Origin of the sequence: Archangium gephyra (genome assembly GCF_049060025.1) — a bacterium.
GTDB classification, from domain to species: domain Bacteria; phylum Myxococcota; class Myxococcia; order Myxococcales; family Myxococcaceae; genus Archangium; species Archangium gephyra_A.
The window spans coordinates 6660688-6676679 of sequence record NZ_JBMEQQ010000002.1 but is presented as its reverse complement, the minus strand read 5'-3'; the positions used below and the strand labels follow the sequence as shown (position 1 = coordinate 6676679).

At 71.1% G+C, this 15992-nt stretch carries 13 protein-coding genes; 7 read left to right on the top strand and 6 right to left on the bottom strand.

Annotation, left to right across the window (positions count from 1 at the left end; genetic code table 11):
• Positions 1–2: 2 nt before the first annotated feature.
• Both ACN28I_RS28900 and ACN28I_RS28895 read left to right on the top strand, forming a co-directional pair.
• On the top strand, positions 3–518 hold the full coding sequence (locus tag ACN28I_RS28900) for a sensor histidine kinase (protein WP_420948735.1): 516 nt from the start codon (positions 3–5) through the stop codon (positions 516–518).
• 143 nt (positions 519–661) lie between these two features.
• Positions 662–3511 carry a PAS domain S-box protein gene (locus tag ACN28I_RS28895; protein WP_420945148.1) on the top strand — a complete coding sequence of 950 codons (2850 nt, stop codon included), beginning with the start codon at positions 662–664 and terminating at the stop codon, positions 3509–3511.
• Positions 3512–3532: 21 nt separating this feature from the next.
• On the opposite strand, the gene ACN28I_RS28890 is transcribed toward ACN28I_RS28895, so the two are convergent.
• Positions 3533–5242, bottom strand: a complete 1710-nt coding sequence (locus ACN28I_RS28890; protein WP_420945147.1) for an NAD-dependent malic enzyme — start codon at positions 5240–5242, stop codon at positions 3533–3535.
• A 240-nt stretch (positions 5243–5482) separates the two neighbouring features.
• Positions 5483–6247 carry an LCCL domain-containing protein gene (locus ACN28I_RS28885; RefSeq protein WP_420945146.1) on the bottom strand — a complete coding sequence of 255 codons (765 nt, stop codon included), beginning with the start codon at positions 6245–6247 and terminating at the stop codon, positions 5483–5485.
• A 314-nt stretch (positions 6248–6561) separates the two neighbouring features.
• Here ACN28I_RS28885 and ACN28I_RS28880 point away from each other — a divergent pair, with 314 nt between their 5' ends.
• Positions 6562–9783 carry a fused MFS/spermidine synthase gene (locus tag ACN28I_RS28880; protein ID WP_420945145.1) on the top strand — a complete coding sequence of 1074 codons (3222 nt, stop codon included), beginning with the start codon at positions 6562–6564 and terminating at the stop codon, positions 9781–9783.
• A gap of 52 nt (positions 9784–9835) precedes the next feature.
• Positions 9836–10396 (top strand): DUF2378 family protein, encoded by a 561-nt coding sequence (locus ACN28I_RS28875; protein WP_420945144.1) that lies wholly within the window; start codon positions 9836–9838, stop codon positions 10394–10396.
• Positions 10397–10404: 8 nt separating this feature from the next.
• Here ACN28I_RS28875 and ACN28I_RS28870 read toward each other — a convergent pair whose 3' ends face one another.
• Genes ACN28I_RS28870 through ACN28I_RS28860 form a run of 3 tightly spaced genes read right to left on the bottom strand, consistent with a single transcriptional unit; the run spans position 10405 to position 12379 of the window.
• Positions 10405–11112 carry a 2OG-Fe(II) oxygenase family protein gene (locus ACN28I_RS28870; RefSeq protein WP_420945143.1) on the bottom strand — a complete coding sequence of 236 codons (708 nt, stop codon included), beginning with the start codon at positions 11110–11112 and terminating at the stop codon, positions 10405–10407.
• A 10-nt stretch (positions 11113–11122) separates the two neighbouring features.
• On the bottom strand, positions 11123–11593 hold the full coding sequence (locus ACN28I_RS28865; protein ID WP_420945142.1) for an FKBP-type peptidyl-prolyl cis-trans isomerase: 471 nt from the start codon (positions 11591–11593) through the stop codon (positions 11123–11125).
• 39 nt (positions 11594–11632) lie between these two features.
• Positions 11633–12379, bottom strand: a complete 747-nt coding sequence (locus tag ACN28I_RS28860) for a hypothetical protein (protein ID WP_420945141.1) — start codon at positions 12377–12379, stop codon at positions 11633–11635.
• A 228-nt stretch (positions 12380–12607) separates the two neighbouring features.
• Here ACN28I_RS28860 and ACN28I_RS28855 point away from each other — a divergent pair, with 228 nt between their 5' ends.
• Together ACN28I_RS28855 and ACN28I_RS28850 are read left to right on the top strand one after the other, a co-directional pair.
• Entirely contained in the window at positions 12608–13861 is a 1254-nt protein-coding gene (locus tag ACN28I_RS28855; protein WP_420945140.1) for a phospholipase D-like domain-containing protein, read from the top strand.
• Between the two features lie 176 nt (positions 13862–14037).
• Entirely contained in the window at positions 14038–14706 is a 669-nt protein-coding gene (locus ACN28I_RS28850) for a carbonic anhydrase (protein ID WP_420945139.1), read from the top strand.
• Between the two features lie 34 nt (positions 14707–14740).
• Here ACN28I_RS28850 and ACN28I_RS28845 read toward each other — a convergent pair whose 3' ends face one another.
• Positions 14741–15331 carry a hypothetical protein gene (locus ACN28I_RS28845; protein ID WP_420945138.1) on the bottom strand — a complete coding sequence of 197 codons (591 nt, stop codon included), beginning with the start codon at positions 15329–15331 and terminating at the stop codon, positions 14741–14743.
• 99 nt (positions 15332–15430) lie between these two features.
• Here ACN28I_RS28845 and ACN28I_RS28840 point away from each other — a divergent pair, with 99 nt between their 5' ends.
• Positions 15431–15898, top strand: coding sequence for a tetratricopeptide repeat protein (locus tag ACN28I_RS28840; protein WP_420945137.1), 468 nt, complete (start codon positions 15431–15433; stop codon positions 15896–15898).
• Positions 15899–15992: the final 94 nt, after the last annotated feature.

Genomic DNA, 15992 nt, shown 5'->3' with positions numbered 1-15992 from the left:
CCATGGGGCGCATGGTGTCGGACCTGCTGGACTTCACGCGCGGGCGGCTGGGCGGAGGCATTCCGCTGGAGCGCACGCGCAATGACCTGGTGCTGTTGTGCCAGGAGGTCATCGAGGAGTTCTCGGTGACGCACCCGGACCGGCGCATCCTCCTGGAGGGCGACGCGCGCTGCGAGGGGTGGTGGGATGGGGAGCGCATGCGGCAGGTGCTCTCCAACCTCCTGTCCAATGCGCTGAGGCACTCGCGGCAGGGGACGGCGGTGTCCGTGCGGGCCCGGGAGCTGGCGGGCGAGGTGGAGCTGGCGGTGAGCAACGAGGGCGAGCCCATTCCGGCGGAGCTGGTGCCGGTGCTCTTCGAGCCGTTCCGCCGGGGCATGCCGAAATTCCGGCCGGCGGGCAGCCTGGGGCTGGGACTCTTCATCGTGCACCAGGTGGTGGCGGGCCACGGCGGCCGGGTGGAGGTGGGCAGCGGCGACGCCGGCACCACCTTCACCGTCCGGGTTCCCCGCGGCGCGTAGTCCGGGCGAGCCGTCCTCCGGCCGGGCGTCCGGGGAGTGTAGTGTCTGACAGCCGGGCGCTTCCGCCGGGAGCGCGCGGGCCGGGCTGTTCATGGCAAACATCACATGATGCCTGTCCCCCCAGGCGAGCAGGGAGTTTCATCGTGTCGAACAGCGGCCCCTCCGCCCCTTTTCCGCGCCAGGAGCCGCGGGAGCTGGCAGCCCCCCTCCGGATGGAGGGGCGGGTGCTGGTGGTGGATGATACGGAAGCCACGCGGTACATCATCGTCAAGGCGCTGCGCCGCGCGGGCATGGAGGTGCTGGAGGCGTCCAGCGGGCAGGAGGCCCTCACCGCGGCGGCGCTGAAGCCGGACGTGGTGGTGCTGGACGTGCGGCTGCCGGACATGAGCGGCTTCGAGGTGTGCCGGCGCCTGAAGCACAACCCGGACACCGCCGCGCTCGCCATCCTCTATGTCTCCGCGTTGATGCGCGACGAGGAGTTGGAAGCGCGGCTCTTCGAGGACGGCGCGGACGGCTACATTCCCCAGCCCATCGAGCCCCGGCACCTGGTGGCGCAGACGTGGGCCCTGGTGCGGATGCGCCGGGCGGAGCAGGCCCGCCAGCGCGAGCGCGAGGAGGCCCAGGCCGAGCAGGCGCGGCTGCAGCGCGAGCTGGAGCGCTCCCAGGCCCGGGCGCGCCGGCTCACCGAGTCCGGCGTGGTGGGCACCTTCTACTGGGACCTGGACGGCTCCATCCTCGACGCCAACGACACCTTCCTGGAGATGGTGGGCTACACGCGCGAGGAGCTGGAGCAGGGCCGGCTCGACTGGCGGAAGATGACGCCTCCGGAGTGGCGGGCGCAGGACGAGAGCAACATCCAGGACGTGCTCACGCAGGGCGTGTCCGGGTTGAGGGAGAAGCAGTACGTGCGCAAGGACGGCACGCGGGTGGATGTGATTCGAGGGGCCGCGGCCTTCGAGAACGAGCCCCACCGGGGCGTGGGGGTGGTGGTGGACATCTCCGCGCGCAAGGAGGCCGAGCGCCGGCTGGCGCAGCTCATGGAGGAGCTGGAGTCCAAGGAGCGGCTGCTCAAGGCCGTGCTCCAGCAGATGCCCACCGGCCTCCTCATCGCCGAGGCATCCTCGGGGCGCACGCTGCTGTCCAATGAGCGGATGGCCACCCTGCTCGGGGACTCCCCGAAGCCGAACCTCGAGCAGATGCGCCGGCACCTCATGTCGCACCCGGACGGCAGGTCCTACACGCGCGAGGAGCTGCCGCTGGTGCGCGCGCTGGGCGAGGGCCGGGAGGTGGTGGAGGATCTCGTCGTCCGCCGCGAGGACGGCTCGGTCCGGCTCACCCGGACGTGTGCCTCGCCCGTGCGGGATGCGCGGGGAGACATCGTCGCCGGGGTGCTGACGATGGAGGACATCACCGAGCGCAAGGCCACGCAGGAGTCGCTGCGTCAGAGCGAGGAGCGGCTGCGCATGGCGATGGAGTCCGCCGCGCTCGGGGTGTGGTGCTACGAGCCCGCCACGGACTCGCTGGTGTGGGACGTGCGGACCCGGGAGCTGTTCGGGATGGCCCCCGATGCGCCCGTGGACCTGCGCGTGTGGCTGGAGCGCGTGCACCCGGATGACCGCGAGCGGGTGGAGTCCGCGGCCCGGGGAATGTCCGGTGTGGGCGGGGACTCGGTGGAGATGGAGTACCGGGCCCTGGGGACAGAGGGCGTGCTGCGGTGGATTGCCGCGCGGGGCCAGGCGCATGCCGGCGAGCGGGGACAGGCCCGGATGCTGGGCACCGTGCTGGACATCACCGAGCGCAAGCTGGCCGAGCAGCATGCCGAGGCCCTCCTGTCGGCGACGGCCGCCTTCTCGCACGCGCTCACGCCCCGGCAGGTGGCCGAGGCCCTGGTGGCGCACGGGTTGAAGTCCCTGGATGCCTGCGCGGGCGTCGTCACCGGGGGGGTGGACGAGGGGCTGGTGGTGCTCGGGTCCGTCGGCTACCCGGAGGACACGCTTCGCGCTTTCAGCACCCTGCGGCTCACCCAGTCCCTGCCCATTCCGCAGGTGGTGCGCGCGGGGCGCGCGGTGTGGATCGAGTCCATCGAGGCGCTGGAGCGGGACTGGCCGGAGGCGGCCCCGTGGGTGAGGAAGAACCGGGGCCGCTCCTGGGGCTCGCTTCCGCTGGTGAGCGGGGAGCGGGTGGTGGGCGTGCTGACGCTGAGCTTCCCCACGCCCAGGCGCTTCAGCACCCGGGAGAAGCTGCACCTGGAGTCGCTCTGCCGGCTGGGGGCCCAGGCGCTGGAGCGGGCCCGGGTCTACGAGGAGGCCCGGCACCGGGCCGAGCTGGAGCAGCAGTTCATCGGCGTGGTGAGCCACGATTTGCGCAACCCCCTGGCGGCCATCTCGCTGGGGGCGCGCACGTTGCAGCGCATGGAGCGGCCGGCGCCCGAGGCGCTGATGCGGACGACGGGGCGCATCGCCAACAGCGCGGACACCATGGGGCGGATGATCTCCGACCTGCTGGACTTCACGCGCGGGCGGCTGGGCGGAGGCATTCCGCTGGAGCGCACGGCGACGGAGCTGGTGCGGCTGGGCCGGGAGGTCATCGAGGAGTTCTCGGTGACGCACCCGAGCAACGACATCCGCCTGGAGGGAGACGCGCTGTGCGAGGGGTGGTGGGACGGGCCGCGCATGCGGCAGGTGCTCTCCAACCTCCTGTCCAACGCGTTGAGGCACGCGCGCCCGGGGTCCGAGGTGGTGGTGGAGGTGCGCGGGCTGGGCGGCGAGGCGGAGCTGAAGGTGAGCAACGAGGGCGAGCCCATTCCGGCGGAGCTGGTGCCGGTGCTCTTCGAGCCGTTCCGCCGGGGCATGTCGAAGTTCCGGCCGTCGGGCAGCCTGGGGCTGGGGCTCTTCATCGTGCACCAGGTGGTGACGGGCCACGGCGGCCGGATGGAGGTGGGCTCGGCCGGGGGCGTCACCTCCTTCACCGTGCGGGTGCCACGCGGGGCGTAGGACGGACGCCCCGCTCCCGTCTCACTTCGCGCGCTTGAGCGGGAGGAACTCGGGCCGCCACATCTCCGCCTCGAGCAGGCCCTCGAGGTCCTCGGGCAGCTTGCGCATGGCCACCTCCTCCTTCACCGCCTGGCGCATGACGGCGATGGCCACCTGCCGGCTCGCCGCGCGCAGCCGGTCCATGCGCGGGTACAGCGCGCCCTGCGCCAGCCGCGCCCCGTCCGTGTAGTCCGCCAGCGCCAGCGACGCCGCCGTCAGCATCCCGTCCGTCACCCGCTTCGCCCGCGTCAGCAGCACGCCCAGCCCCAGTCCCGGGAAGATGAAGGCGTTGTTGCCCTGGCCCACCGGGTGCGGCGCCCCATCCCACTCCACGTCCTCGAAGGGGCTGCCCGTGGCCACCAGCGCCTTGCCCTGCGTCCACCGGTAGATGTCCGCCGGCACCGCCTCGCTGTTCGCCGTGGGGTTGCTCAGCGCGAACACCACCGGGTACGGCGTGTTCTCCGCCACCGCCTTCACCACCTCCTCGCCGAACGCCGCCCGCTGCCCGCTCAGCCCCAGCAGCACCGTCACCTTCGCCTCCCGCGCCGTCTCCAGCAGGCTGGGAATCGCGCCCTGGAGCTTCCAGCCCGCCACGCGCGAGGGCTCGTGCGCGAACTCCAGCTTGTACGGCTCCAGCCCCTTGCGGTCCTTCAGGATGAGGCCCTTGGAGTCGATGAGGTAGATGCGCTCGCGCGCCTGCTGCGTGCTCAGGCCCTCGCGCTCCATGCCGCGGACAATCTGGCGCGCCACGCCCACGCCGCCCGCGCCCGCGCCGTGCACCAGGTACACCTGCTGGCCGAGCGTCGTCTGGCTGCGCCGCGTGGCCGACAGCAGGCCCGCGAGCACCACCGCGCCCGTGCCTTGGATGTCGTCGTTGAGCGAGGGCAGCACGTCCCGGTAGCGCTCCAGCACGTCGAAGGCCTTCTGCTTGCTGAAGTCCTCCCACTGCACCAGCACGTTGGGGAAGCGCTTCTTGAGCGCCGTCACGAAGGCGTGGATGAAGTCGTCGTACTCCTTGCCCTCCATGCGCGGCCGCTTCACGCCCAGGTAGAGGGGGTCATCCAACAGCTCCTTGCGGTTGGTGCCCACGTCCAGCTCCACCGGCAGCGTCACCGCCGGGTCGATTCCCGCCGCGGCCGTGTACAAGGACAGCTTGCCGATGCAGATGGCCAGGCCGCCGAAGCCCTGGTCTCCAATGCCGAGAATCCCCTCGTTGTCCGTGGCGACAATCAGCTGCACGTCCGGGAAGGGCGTGTGGGCCAGCAGCGAGTCGATCTCCCCGATGTTCTCCGGGCTCACCACCAGCCCGCGCGGATAGCGGTAGATGCGGCTGAACTGCTCCACCGCCTGCGCCACCACCGGGGTGTAGATGATGGGCATCATCTCCTCGATGTGCCGGTTGAGCAGCGCGTAGAAGAGCACCTCGCTGCGGTCCTGCAGCGCGCGCAGGAAGACGTGCTTGTCCAGGTCCGAGCGGAAGGAGCGGAAGTTGGTATAGGAGCGCTCGATCTGCTCGTCCAGCGAGGAGACGTGCGTGGGCAAGAGGCCCATCAACCCGAACTCGCGCCGCTCCTCCAGGCTGAAGGAGGTGCCCTTGTTGAGCAGGGGCAGGCGGGTGAGCATCAGCCCCTCCAGGTTCGTCTCCAGGTAGGGGCGGCCGTGGGCGTCGAGCTTCTTCTCGTACTGTTTCATGGGGGGAAATTCGTGGCTGTGAAGGAGGGGCGCTCCCTTAACGGCTCGCCCCTCGCCTCAACAAGGCCCCTCTCCAGGCGGGCATAAGCGGCGATTCGGCCCTCCATGCGGCCGTTGCACGGCGCCGTGCGCCAACGCGACGCGTCACCGGTCCGCTCCACGCGGGCGTCACGCCCGGCCAGGCACCGGCTCGGCCCGCCTCCCAGGGGGGCGCTCACCCGGGAGGCGTCGAGCACTCACCTACTGGAAGTAGAAGCTGCGCCCGTAGGGGCCATAGGAGGAACTGGTGATGCCGTTCTGCGTGCTGCTCACGTAGGACGACTGGCCGGGCGCGAGCACCGCATGGATGACGCCCCCGCTCGTCGTGATGACGCCCGCGTGGACGGCCGCCTGGCACAGCGCCGAATCATGCGTGTAGATGTTCGTGCCCCAGATGGTCTTGTGGCTGGCGGTGCTGATGTACTCACTGGAGCAGTTGCAGCTCACCACGTCGCCAACCACATACTCGCTTCGGGCGAGGTGTTCGTGGCAGGGGAACGCGCATTGACTGCCCGTCGCCACGGAGAAGCTGGCCGGCCAGGTGGTGCTGTAATAGGAGGAGGAGGTCACGCCGTTGCGCGTGGAGCCCGTGTAGGTGATCTGGTTGGGCAGCATGGTCACCGTGACGTACCCGCCGTTGGTCGTGATGGCGCCCGCGTGCACCGCCGCGCGGCACACCGACGAGTCGGACGTATAGGCGTCCGTGCCCAACAGTGAGGTGTTGGTGGCGGAGGCCTGGGGGGCCGTGCAGCGGCACGTGAGCGTGGTGCCAATCTGGTTGGTGTAGTTGCTCATGCTGGAGGGGCAGTAGCCACAGGCCTCCATGGCCTGCTGCGCCACGCCCGTGGACTCCTCGCCGGGCAGCCCCGCCGCGTCCAGCTCCGAGCCGCCACAGCCGCCCACCACCAGCGCGCCGACCACGGCCAGCAGCCGGAACCCAGAGATTCCACCGGTATTCTTGAACATGTATTGCCCCCTCATAAAGGCTTGTGCCCCGGCATGGGGCGGGGGGGGCTTGTAGGTAGTGGCCGCGGGAGAGTCAATACGGGGTTCTCCGTCCTCGCCTGCTTTCGAGAAGGCAGGGCGAGGGGCGCTCCATCGGGGGCTCGCCGCCGCTCCTGGCAGGCCCACACCGCGAGGCTCGCCTATTCCCACGCAGCAGGAGCGACGGTGGCCCGCCTGGTGCCGGAGCGGCTTTGAACGCGGAACTGGCCACACCGGGTCCGCACTGCTTCAATCCGCGCCCCTGGTCTCCGTCCGCCGCGACTGGCAGAGGAACGATGAACGCACGTGTCTGGAAGATTGCCCCCCTGCTGTTCGGCTCGGGCTTCTGCGCCCTGGTGTACCAGATGGCGTGGCAGCGTGAGCTGCGCCTCATCTTCGGGGCCTCCACGGCCGCGTCCGCCGCGGTGCTGGCCATCTTCATGGGCGGGCTGGGACTGGGCGGTGCGCTGCTGGGTGGGCGCGTGGACCGGGAGAAGCGCCCGCTGGCCTTCTACGCCAACCTGGAGCTGCTCATCTCCCTGAGCGCGGCGCTGACGCCGCTGCTGGTGTGGCTGGCGCGCACCGTCTACACGTCCCTGGGCGGCTCGGTGTCGATGGGGCTGGGGCTCGGCTCGGTGGTGCGGCTGGTGCTCTCCGCGCTGGTGCTGTCGGTGCCCACGCTGCTGATGGGCGGCACGCTGCCGGCGGCGGCGCGCGCGGCGGAGACGGCGGATGACGTGCGGCGCCGGGCGCTCGCGGTCCTCTACGGCCTCAACACGCTGGGCGCGGTGGCCGGCGCGGCGGCCTCCACCTTCCTCCTCTTCGAGGTGTTCGGCACCCGCAGCACCCTGTGGCTGGCGGCGCTGCTCAACGTGCTGGTGGCGCTGATCGCGCGGGCGGTGGCGCGCGGGCTGCCGGACCAGGAGGACGTGGCCGCTCCGGCCGCCGAGGCTTCCGCGCCGGAGGCCCCGACGGCCACCCTGCCGCCGCGCCGCTTCGTGCTGGGCGCCGCGGCGCTGGTGGGCTTCGCCTTCTTCCTCATGGAGATGGTGTGGTACCGGATGCTGGGGCCCCTGCTGGGCGGCTCCACCTTCACCTTCGGCCTCATCCTGGTGGTGGCGCTGGCGGGCATCGGCCTGGGCGGCGCGGCGTACGCGGCCTGGGGCCAGCAGCGCCCGGCCACCCTGCGCGGCTTCGCGCTGACGTGCCTCCTGGAGGCGCTGCTGCTCGCCGTGCCCCTGGCGCTGGGCGACCGCATGGCGGTGCTGGCGTCCATGGTGCGGCAGATGACCGTCTTCGGCTTCGGCGGCCTGGTGCTGGGCTGGGCCTTCATCGCCGCGCTGGTGGTGCTGCCGGCCGCCTTCATCTCCGGTGTGCAGTTCCCCCTCCTGCTGGCGCTCCTGGGCCGCGGCGGCAACAACGTGGGCCGCCAGGTGGGCATGGCCTATGCGTGGAACACGGTGGGCTCCATCGTGGGCTCGCTGGCGGGCGGCTTCGGCCTGCTGCCGCTGCTCTCCGCGCCCGGTGTCTGGCGGCTGGTGGGCGCGGTGCTGGTGGGCCTGGGGCTCGTCGCGGTGGCCCTGTCGGTGCGCCAGGAGCAGCCAACGCCTTCGCGCATGGTGCCGCCGCTGGCCGCGGCCGTGGTGGCCGCCCTGCTGCTCACCGCCGTGGGGCCCACGGCCTCCTGGCGGCACAGCGCCATCGGCGCCGGCCGCGGCAAGCTGGACAAGCAGACGTCCACCAACCAGCTGCGGGACTGGGTCTCGGCCCAGCGCCGCTGGATGCTGTGGGAGACGGACGGCGTGGAGAGCAGCGTGGGCGTCGTCGGCGCCAACGGCCTGTCCTTCATGGTCAACGGCAAGTCGGACGGCAACAGCCTCGGCGACGCGGGCACCCAGGTGATGGGCGGCCTCATCGGCGCCTTCGTCCACCCCAACCCGCGCCGCTCGCTCGTCGTCGGCCTGGGGACCGGCAGCACCGCCGGCTGGCTCGGCTCCGTGCCGGAGATGGAGCGCGTGGACGTGGTGGAAATCGAGCCCGCCATCCTCCGCTTCGCCCGCCAGTGCGACCCCGTCAACGAGCGGGTGCTCGACAACCCCAAGGTGAAGGTGCACCTGGATGACGCCCGCGAGGTGCTGCTGGCCTCCAAGGAGTCCTACGACATCATCTTCTCCGAGCCCTCCAATCCCTACCGGGCCGGCATCTCCAGCCTCTTCTCCCGCGAGTTCTACCAGGCGGTGAAGCAGCGGCTGGCCCCCGGCGGCATCTTCCTGCAGTGGCTGCAGACGTACGAGGTGGACGCGCTCACGGTGCGCAGCGTCTACGCCACGCTGTCCTCCGAGTTCGGCGCGGTGGAGACGTGGCAGACGCAGGGGGGAGATCTCATCCTCATGGCCACCGTGGAGCCGCAGAAGCACGACCTGGAGCGGATGCGGGCGCGCGTCTCGCAGGAGCCCTACCGCCGGGCGCTGCCCTCCGTCTGGAACACCAACGAGCTGGAGGGCGTGCTGGCGCACTTCCTCGCCGGGCCCGCGCTGTCCCGGGCCCTGGCCGAGGGCCAGGAGGCGCTCGTCAACACGGATGACCTCTCGTACGTGGAGTTCGCCTTCGCCCGCAGCGTGGGGCACAGTGCGACGGGCTTTTCCTTTTCGCAGCTGCGGCGCTCGGCGCTGGACCTGAAGGCGGACCGCCCGGAGGTGGGGCGCGGCACGGCGGACTGGCAGCGGGTGGAGGAACTGCGGGTGCTCTCCGGCGAGCTGGCCTTCTCCGGGGCCGGCCTGGACAAGGCCGCGTTGGCCAATCGCGTCGCCTTCGATCAGGCGTACCGCCGCAACAACTACGCCGAGGTCCTGCGCCTGTGGCGTGAGGGCGGGTGGCAGCCCCGCGGCCCCAACGAGCTGATCCGCTTGGGCGAGGCGCTGGCCAATACGGGGGAGGAGGCGGCGCTGCTGCCCATGCTCGAGCAGTTGCGCGGCTCGAGGCCCTTCGATGCCGAGGCGCTGCTGGCGCGGTTGCGCTACCAGCAGGGGCGCCATGCCGAGGCGGCCGGGGTGCTCGAGCGCGCCTTCGCCATCCTCCACGAGACGCCCTGGCACAACCGCTACGTCTTCCAGTCCGCGATGAGCATGGTGGTGTGGCTCGCCGGCAAGGACGAGGCCCTGGGACAGCGGATGTGGACCGCGCTGGAGAAGCCCTTCTCCAACTACGCCGGGGAGAGCATGCGCCTGGGCGTCCGGTTGGATCTCGGCAACCGGCTCGACTCCGGGAAGCGGTGCGCCGAGGCGATCTCGGTCTTCGAGCCGAACATCCCCTGGACGAAGGAGTTCCTCGAGATGCGCTCGCGCTGCTACGTGACGACGAACCACCCGCTGCAGGACCAGGCGCTGGGGGACCTCGTGGAGTTCATGGAGGCCGAGCCGCCGCCGCTGTGGAGCGAGGGGCCGCCCATGCTGCCCGGCGCGACTCCGGCGGAGGCTCCGAAGGCCGCGCCCCCCGTGTCGGACATGGGGACGCCGTAACGCGGGAGGGGCCCTCCCCCCGCGAGGGGTCTCCGCGCTAGGGTGCCGCCCCATGCCGCCGGAGACCCCACTCGTCTTCAACCACACCGTCCAGGGACTGTTCTCCCGCACCTTCCCGGACGGCGTGCCCCCCGAGCTCAAGGCGCAGCTGCGCACGGTGGGGGTGGACCTGGACAAGACGTTGCTGCCGGCCTACCCCATCACCACGTGGTCGCGCTGCATCGAGCTCGGCGCCCGCACCGCCTTCCCCCGGGAGCCGCGCCGCGAGGTGGCCTGGCGCCGCATGGGCGAGCGGATGATCGACGGCTACCAGGACTCGATGATCGGCAAGGCGATGTTCTCCATGCTCCAGGTGCTGGGGCCGCGCCGGACGCTGCAGCGGGCGCAGAAGAACTTCCGCACCGGCAACAACTACACCGAGGTCCGCTTCAGCGACGTCTCCCCCACGGAGATGGAGCTGTGGTTCAACGAGACGGACGACGTGCTGCGCCACTTCACCGGGGGCCTGGTGCTCGCGGGCCTGCGCGCCGGAGGCGCCTCGGAGCCCGAGGTGCGGCTGGTGGGCTCCGACGCGAAGGGCTTCACCCTGCGCGCCGCGTGGAAGCCGAAGTAGCGCGGCCTTCACTTCCGGGGCGCGCCGCCGTAGAGCGTCTCGGCGCGGTGGAAGAGCACCCAGGACGTGATGATGTATTTGTCGTTGGACTCCGGCACGTTGCCCCGGTGGGTGTGGGTGAAGCCCGCGGGGAAGATGAGCATCCGGCCCGCCTTCGATTGGACCTTCTTCTCCTGGTAGAAGAACTCCGTCTCGCCGCCCTGGGCGACGTCGTTGAGGTAGAACTGGAAGGCGAGCACGCGGTGCAAGGGCTCGCAGCCCGCGTCCTTCGGGTACACCTCCGAGTGCCAGTGCGGATAGCCGCCGGAGCCCCGGAGGTACTTCTGCACGGTGAGGTCGCCGTAGCGGTAGAGGAAGCCGACGAGCTGGTCGAAGACGGGGTCTCCCAGCTCGGCGAAGTTCTCCCGCGTGAGCGTCACCACCTGGCCCGTCTTCGGGTGCTTCGTGGACAGGGAGACGGCGCCGATGAGGCTGTAGAGGTACTTGCGCAGGTAGCTCTTGAGCGGGGGATTCGCCGCGTCCAGCAACCGGCGCAGCACCGGCTGGTAGTCCGGGTGCTGGTGGAGGTTGAGATCGTAGCTGTCCTTCTTCGTCACATCGACGCCGCCCCCGGTGCGGCCGCGCTGCACGTGGGGGCTCTTCTCGAAGAGCTGGAGGAGCTCCTGGCACAACGCGGGAGACAGGGCGCCGTCGTGGACCTCGATGAAGTCGGTCATGGGCGGAGGGTCAGCGGGCGTAGACGAGTTCCACGTCGAAGACGAGCACCGCGTCGGGCGGGATGCTGGGGTAGCTGCCCCGCGAGCCGTAACCGAGCTGGGACGGGATGACGAGCCGGCGCTTGCCGCCGACCTTCATGCCGAGCAGGCCCTCCTCCCACCCCTGGATGACCTCGGGGTAGGGGGTGGCGCCGAGCCGGAACTCGATGGGCTGGTTGGAGTCACGGCTGGTGTCGAACTGGCTGCCGTTGGCGAGCCAGCCGGTGTAGTGCACGTTGACGATGCGGCCGGCCTCGGCCGTGGCGCCGGTGCCCACCACCTGGTCCTGGGTGTAGAGGCCGGAGCCGCTGCGGTTCATGGCGGCGAGGTCCACGCCCAGCTCGGGGGCGAACGTCACGTTGGCCGGGTCCCCCATGTCGGGGCCGCAGGCGGAGGCGGCGAGCAGCAGGCACGTGGAGAGGAGCGCGAGGAGTCGGTTCATCCTCGCGAGCCTAGCAAGGCGGGCCGGGGGCCGGTGGGCTCAGCGGGGACGGAGGCGCGGACCGCCGCCTGCCCACTGGTAGCCCACGGTGGCGCCCGAGCCGATGAAGCCCAGGGCGATGTACTTGCGGAACCACCCGAGGGTGCCGCGGTTGTCCACCACCTCCTCCAGCAGCCCGTGCACCGCCACGCCGAGCAGCGTGCCCACGGCGGCGCCGCCGAGGGCTCCGAGGAAGGCGCGGCCCCGGTGCTGGCTGCCCTCGAAGGCGAGCTCGCCCAGCCCCCACGTGCCCAGCGCCGCGAGGGGAGGGGTGAGCACCAGCCCCGCGCCGAATGCCGCCACGTCCAGCTCGGCCCAGCGCCCGCCGGCCTCCGCCGAGTGCAGGAAGAGGAGCTGCGCGGGCAGGAAGCCCGCCACGCTTCCGGCCGCCGTCTCCGCGGCCGTCACCCAGAGACGTTCTCCGCCCAGGCGGCTCGCGCCGTACACGCCCCCGAGCGGCACCAGGGAGAGCGAGCCGTACATCATCCAGGCCCCGGGGGTGACCGGGGCGTCGGCGGCGAGGTGGGGAGACGTCCGCACCGTCTTCGCCGGGGGCGCGTTCTTCTCCGTGTCGGGGGCCTCGCCCCGGGGCTCCGGCTGGACGGGCATGGCGGGGAACTCGACGTTCTGCAGCAGCGTCTCCCGCTCCGGGGAGAAGGGCCGGGCCAGGGCCGGAGGCGGCGCGAGCGCGGTCCCGAGCAGCGCGAGGGAAGCCAGACAGGAAGGCAGGGAGGCAGGCAGTCGCATGGTCTCCAGAGAGGGGTCCGCGATGCAGCCGCCCCGGCCCGGCACCCGGGCGGGGGGGACCTGGTGGCGGACCCGTGTCGCGGAGGGATGGGGAGGGTGTCGCGTTTCGTCCACCCGCACACCGGGAGGGGCTTGTCCCAGCGGACAATGGAGGGGCTCTCCTGTCGGCCGATGGACGGAGCGTGGGCACGCGGAGGCAGATGCGCGGGGCGTGACTAGCTTGCCCGCGTGAAGACGCATTGGCCGCTGCTGGTGCTCGCCCTGCTGCTGGCGGGCTGTCCCCTGCCGAATCATCATCTCGCCCTGCGTATCCGCGACACCGTCCCGGAGTCGCCCGAGGGCATGTCGCTCGCCTGGTACCAGACGGTGGGCGTGGAGCTGGAGCCGGGCAATCAGGTGGAGCTCGTCCACAACGGCCGGGTCTTCGACATCATCGAGCAGGAGATTCGCGCCGCCCGCTCCAGCATCCACATCCTCCTCTACATCTGGCGTCCGGGAGATCCGTCGGACCGCATCATCCAGGCGTTGCGCGAGCGCGACCCGGCGGTGAAGTGCCGCGTCCTGGTGGACCCGCTGGGCAGCATCCGTTTCGAGGACAGCGTGGGGCCGGAGCTGGTGGCGGCCGGGTGCGAGGTGCGCATCTTCCGCCCGCTGCAGGGCACCATCTCCACGCTCAACCTCAAGCGCTTCCAGTCGCGGCTGCACCGCAAGCTGGTGGTGCGCGATGGCGTCTCCGCGCTCACGGGCGGCTGGGGCATCTGGAAGAGCTGGATTGGAGAGGGACGCAAGCCGGACGAGTGGCGTGACGCCAACATCTGGGTGCAGGGCCCGGCGGCGCGAGGCATCCAACTGGCATTCGCGCAGAACTGGCAGGAGGCGGGAGGCGGGATGCTCCCGGCCGAGGCCTTCCCCGAGCCGATGCCCATGCCGGGCGTGGCGCGTGCGGGCTTCGTCACGCATACGGGGGCGCCGGTGCTGACGAACGCCGAGCGGATGACGCTGCTGGCGATCGCCTCGGCGAAGAAGCGGCTGTGGATTTCCAACTCGTACTTCATCCCCACGGGGGCCATCCAGGACATGCTCATCGCCAAGGCGAAGGCGGGCGTGGACGTGCGGGTGCTCACGCCGGGGCGGCACCACGACATCCCTCCGGTGCACGAGGGCCAGCGCGCCACGTACGCGCGGCTGCTGGAGAACGGGGTGCGCATCTGGGAGTACGAGGTGTCGATGATGCACTCCAAGTCGCTGCTGGTGGACGACCGGCTGTCGATGGTGGGCTCGACGAACCTGGACCCGCTGGCGCTCAGCGCGGAGGAGGGCTCGCTGGTGGTGGATGACCCGGCGCTGGCGGCGCAGCTCGCCGAGGCGTTCGAGGAGGACGTGCGGCACTCGGTGGAGATCCGCTGGGACTCGTGGCGGCGGCGCGGGCTCTTCAAGCGGCTGTCGGAGCGGGTGACGGTGCTCTTCGGCAAATACCTGTAAGCACCACGCGGGGGGCCGGCTCGCCCACCCGTGCCCCTCTCCAACCCACCGTGCCCATCTCCCCTCGCCCTCCGGGAGAGGGTCAGGGTGAGGGTGCCGGAGTTTCCGGGTTCCCCCCGGTCTGGGATTCACAGCATGATGAATCCCCACGGTTCCACCGGTCCGGTAGGAGGCGCATGCAGAGGCTCGTGAGGGGCGTCCACAAGTTCCAGAAGGAAGTGGTGGGCAAGAAGGCGGACTTCTTCGCGGACCTGGCGAAGGGGCAGCGCCCGCACACGCTGTTCATCTCCTGCTCGGACTCCCGGCTGAGTCCCAACCAGCTCACGCAGACGGAGCCGGGGGAGATCTTCATCCTGCGCAACGCGGGCAACATCATCCCGCCGCACAGCGCGACGGTGGGCGGGGAGGCGGCGACCATCGAGTACGCGGTGGGGGCGCTGGGCGTGACGGACATCGTGGTGTGCGGGCACACGCACTGCGGAGCGATGACGGGGCTGCTGCACCCGGAGACGCTGGCGGAGCTACCGGCGTTCCGGACGTGGCTGGGGCATGCCGAGGCCACGCGCCGCATCGTGGCGGAGAACTACGCGCAGCTCCCGGAGGCGGAGCGGCTCAACGTGGCCATCCAGGAGAACGTGCTGGTGCAACTGGAGCACCTGCGCACCATCCCGGTGGTGGCCGCGAAGCTGGCGGGCGGGCGGCTGCACCTGCACGGGTGGGTGTACAAAATCGATACCGGCGAGGTGTTCGCCTACGACCCGGTGGAGTCGCAGTTCCTCGCCCTGGCGAAGTACCAGCCGAAGCCGTCGCAGCCGCACAGCTTCACGACGCTGCCGTCCATCTGAGCCGGGGCCCCGTCATCGAAGGCATCCTGAAGGGCTACGGAGGGCCGTAGCCCTGGCGGCGCGAGTTCAGCTCCACCGCGGTGGCGTAGATCTGCGCCCAGGCCCGGAACTTGAGGCGGCCGCCCAGGCCCTTCTGGTCATTGGCGTAGTTGAAGAGATCCTCGCGGAAGAGGGCATCGGCGGCCTTGCGCGCCTCGGGCCCGAGCGGCGTGCCCTTCTTCTCGTAGTAGCGGAGCAGATCGTACCCGTAGTCGTGCGTCTTGGCCGCGGGGTCGAACTCCTTGTCCGGGCCAATCTTCCCCGGGGCCGAGGCCGAGCCGTGCGGGTCCTGCATCCGCTGGCCGTGCTTCGTCTGGATGGGGAAGGGCTTGTAGCCCATGACCTGCTCGAAGTCGGCCGGGGGCGGGCGGGCACCGGTGAGGTATTCCCGCATCAGCGTGCCGTGGTTGCCCGCCGGCGCGGCGCCGACCTTCGCGGTGCGCTGCAGCGCGCCGGCCCCGCCGGTGAAGGTGTCCTGCGCGAGGGGCCGCGTCTGGGCGACGGTGTTGGACGGCGTCTCGGCCGGCGTCTCCGGCGTGGAGGAGACCGGGCGGCGAGTCGGGACTGGGGAATTGCGGACGATCATGGGAACCTGGGGGGAACGCTTCCTCTCGTGTTATCGGATTGTGGCACACGGGAGTTGCGTACCTGTGACTGACGCGCCGCGTGGTGCGGGGAGAGCCCAGTGGGAACGGACCTTTATCGCGACGGGATGGCCCGGCTGGAAGCGGGAGACGTGAAGGAGGGGCGCCGGTTGTTGGAGGAGGCGCTCCACGCGTCCCCCGGGGACGTGAAGGCGATGCACGGGCTGGCGCTCGCGTTGGACCTCCTGGGGGAGCGCACCCGGGCGCTGGAGCTGCTCGAGTTCGCGCATGCCCGTGCGCCGTCCGAGCCGGAGCCGGCCTGCGACCTGGCCATGTCCCTGCTGGAGCGGGGCGAGGATGCACGGGCGGAGCAGGTGCTGGCACCCGGGCTGGCCGCTCACCCGGGCCACCCCCGCGCGAACCTCTATATGGGCATGGCGCTGGCGAAGACGGACCCCGTCCGCGCGCGCACGCACGTGGCGAAGGTGCCGCGGGACGCGGATGCGGAGCTGCGGCGGGAAGCCGAGGCGTTGGATCAGGTGCTGGCGGAGCACGCGCCTTCCGTCTGACTCACGGCCCCGGACAGGGCCCGGCTCGCCCTGGAGGGCCGGGCGCGTGTCTTCCATTGAACAGTCTTTCCCCCGCTGAGCGCCGGGCCGCGTT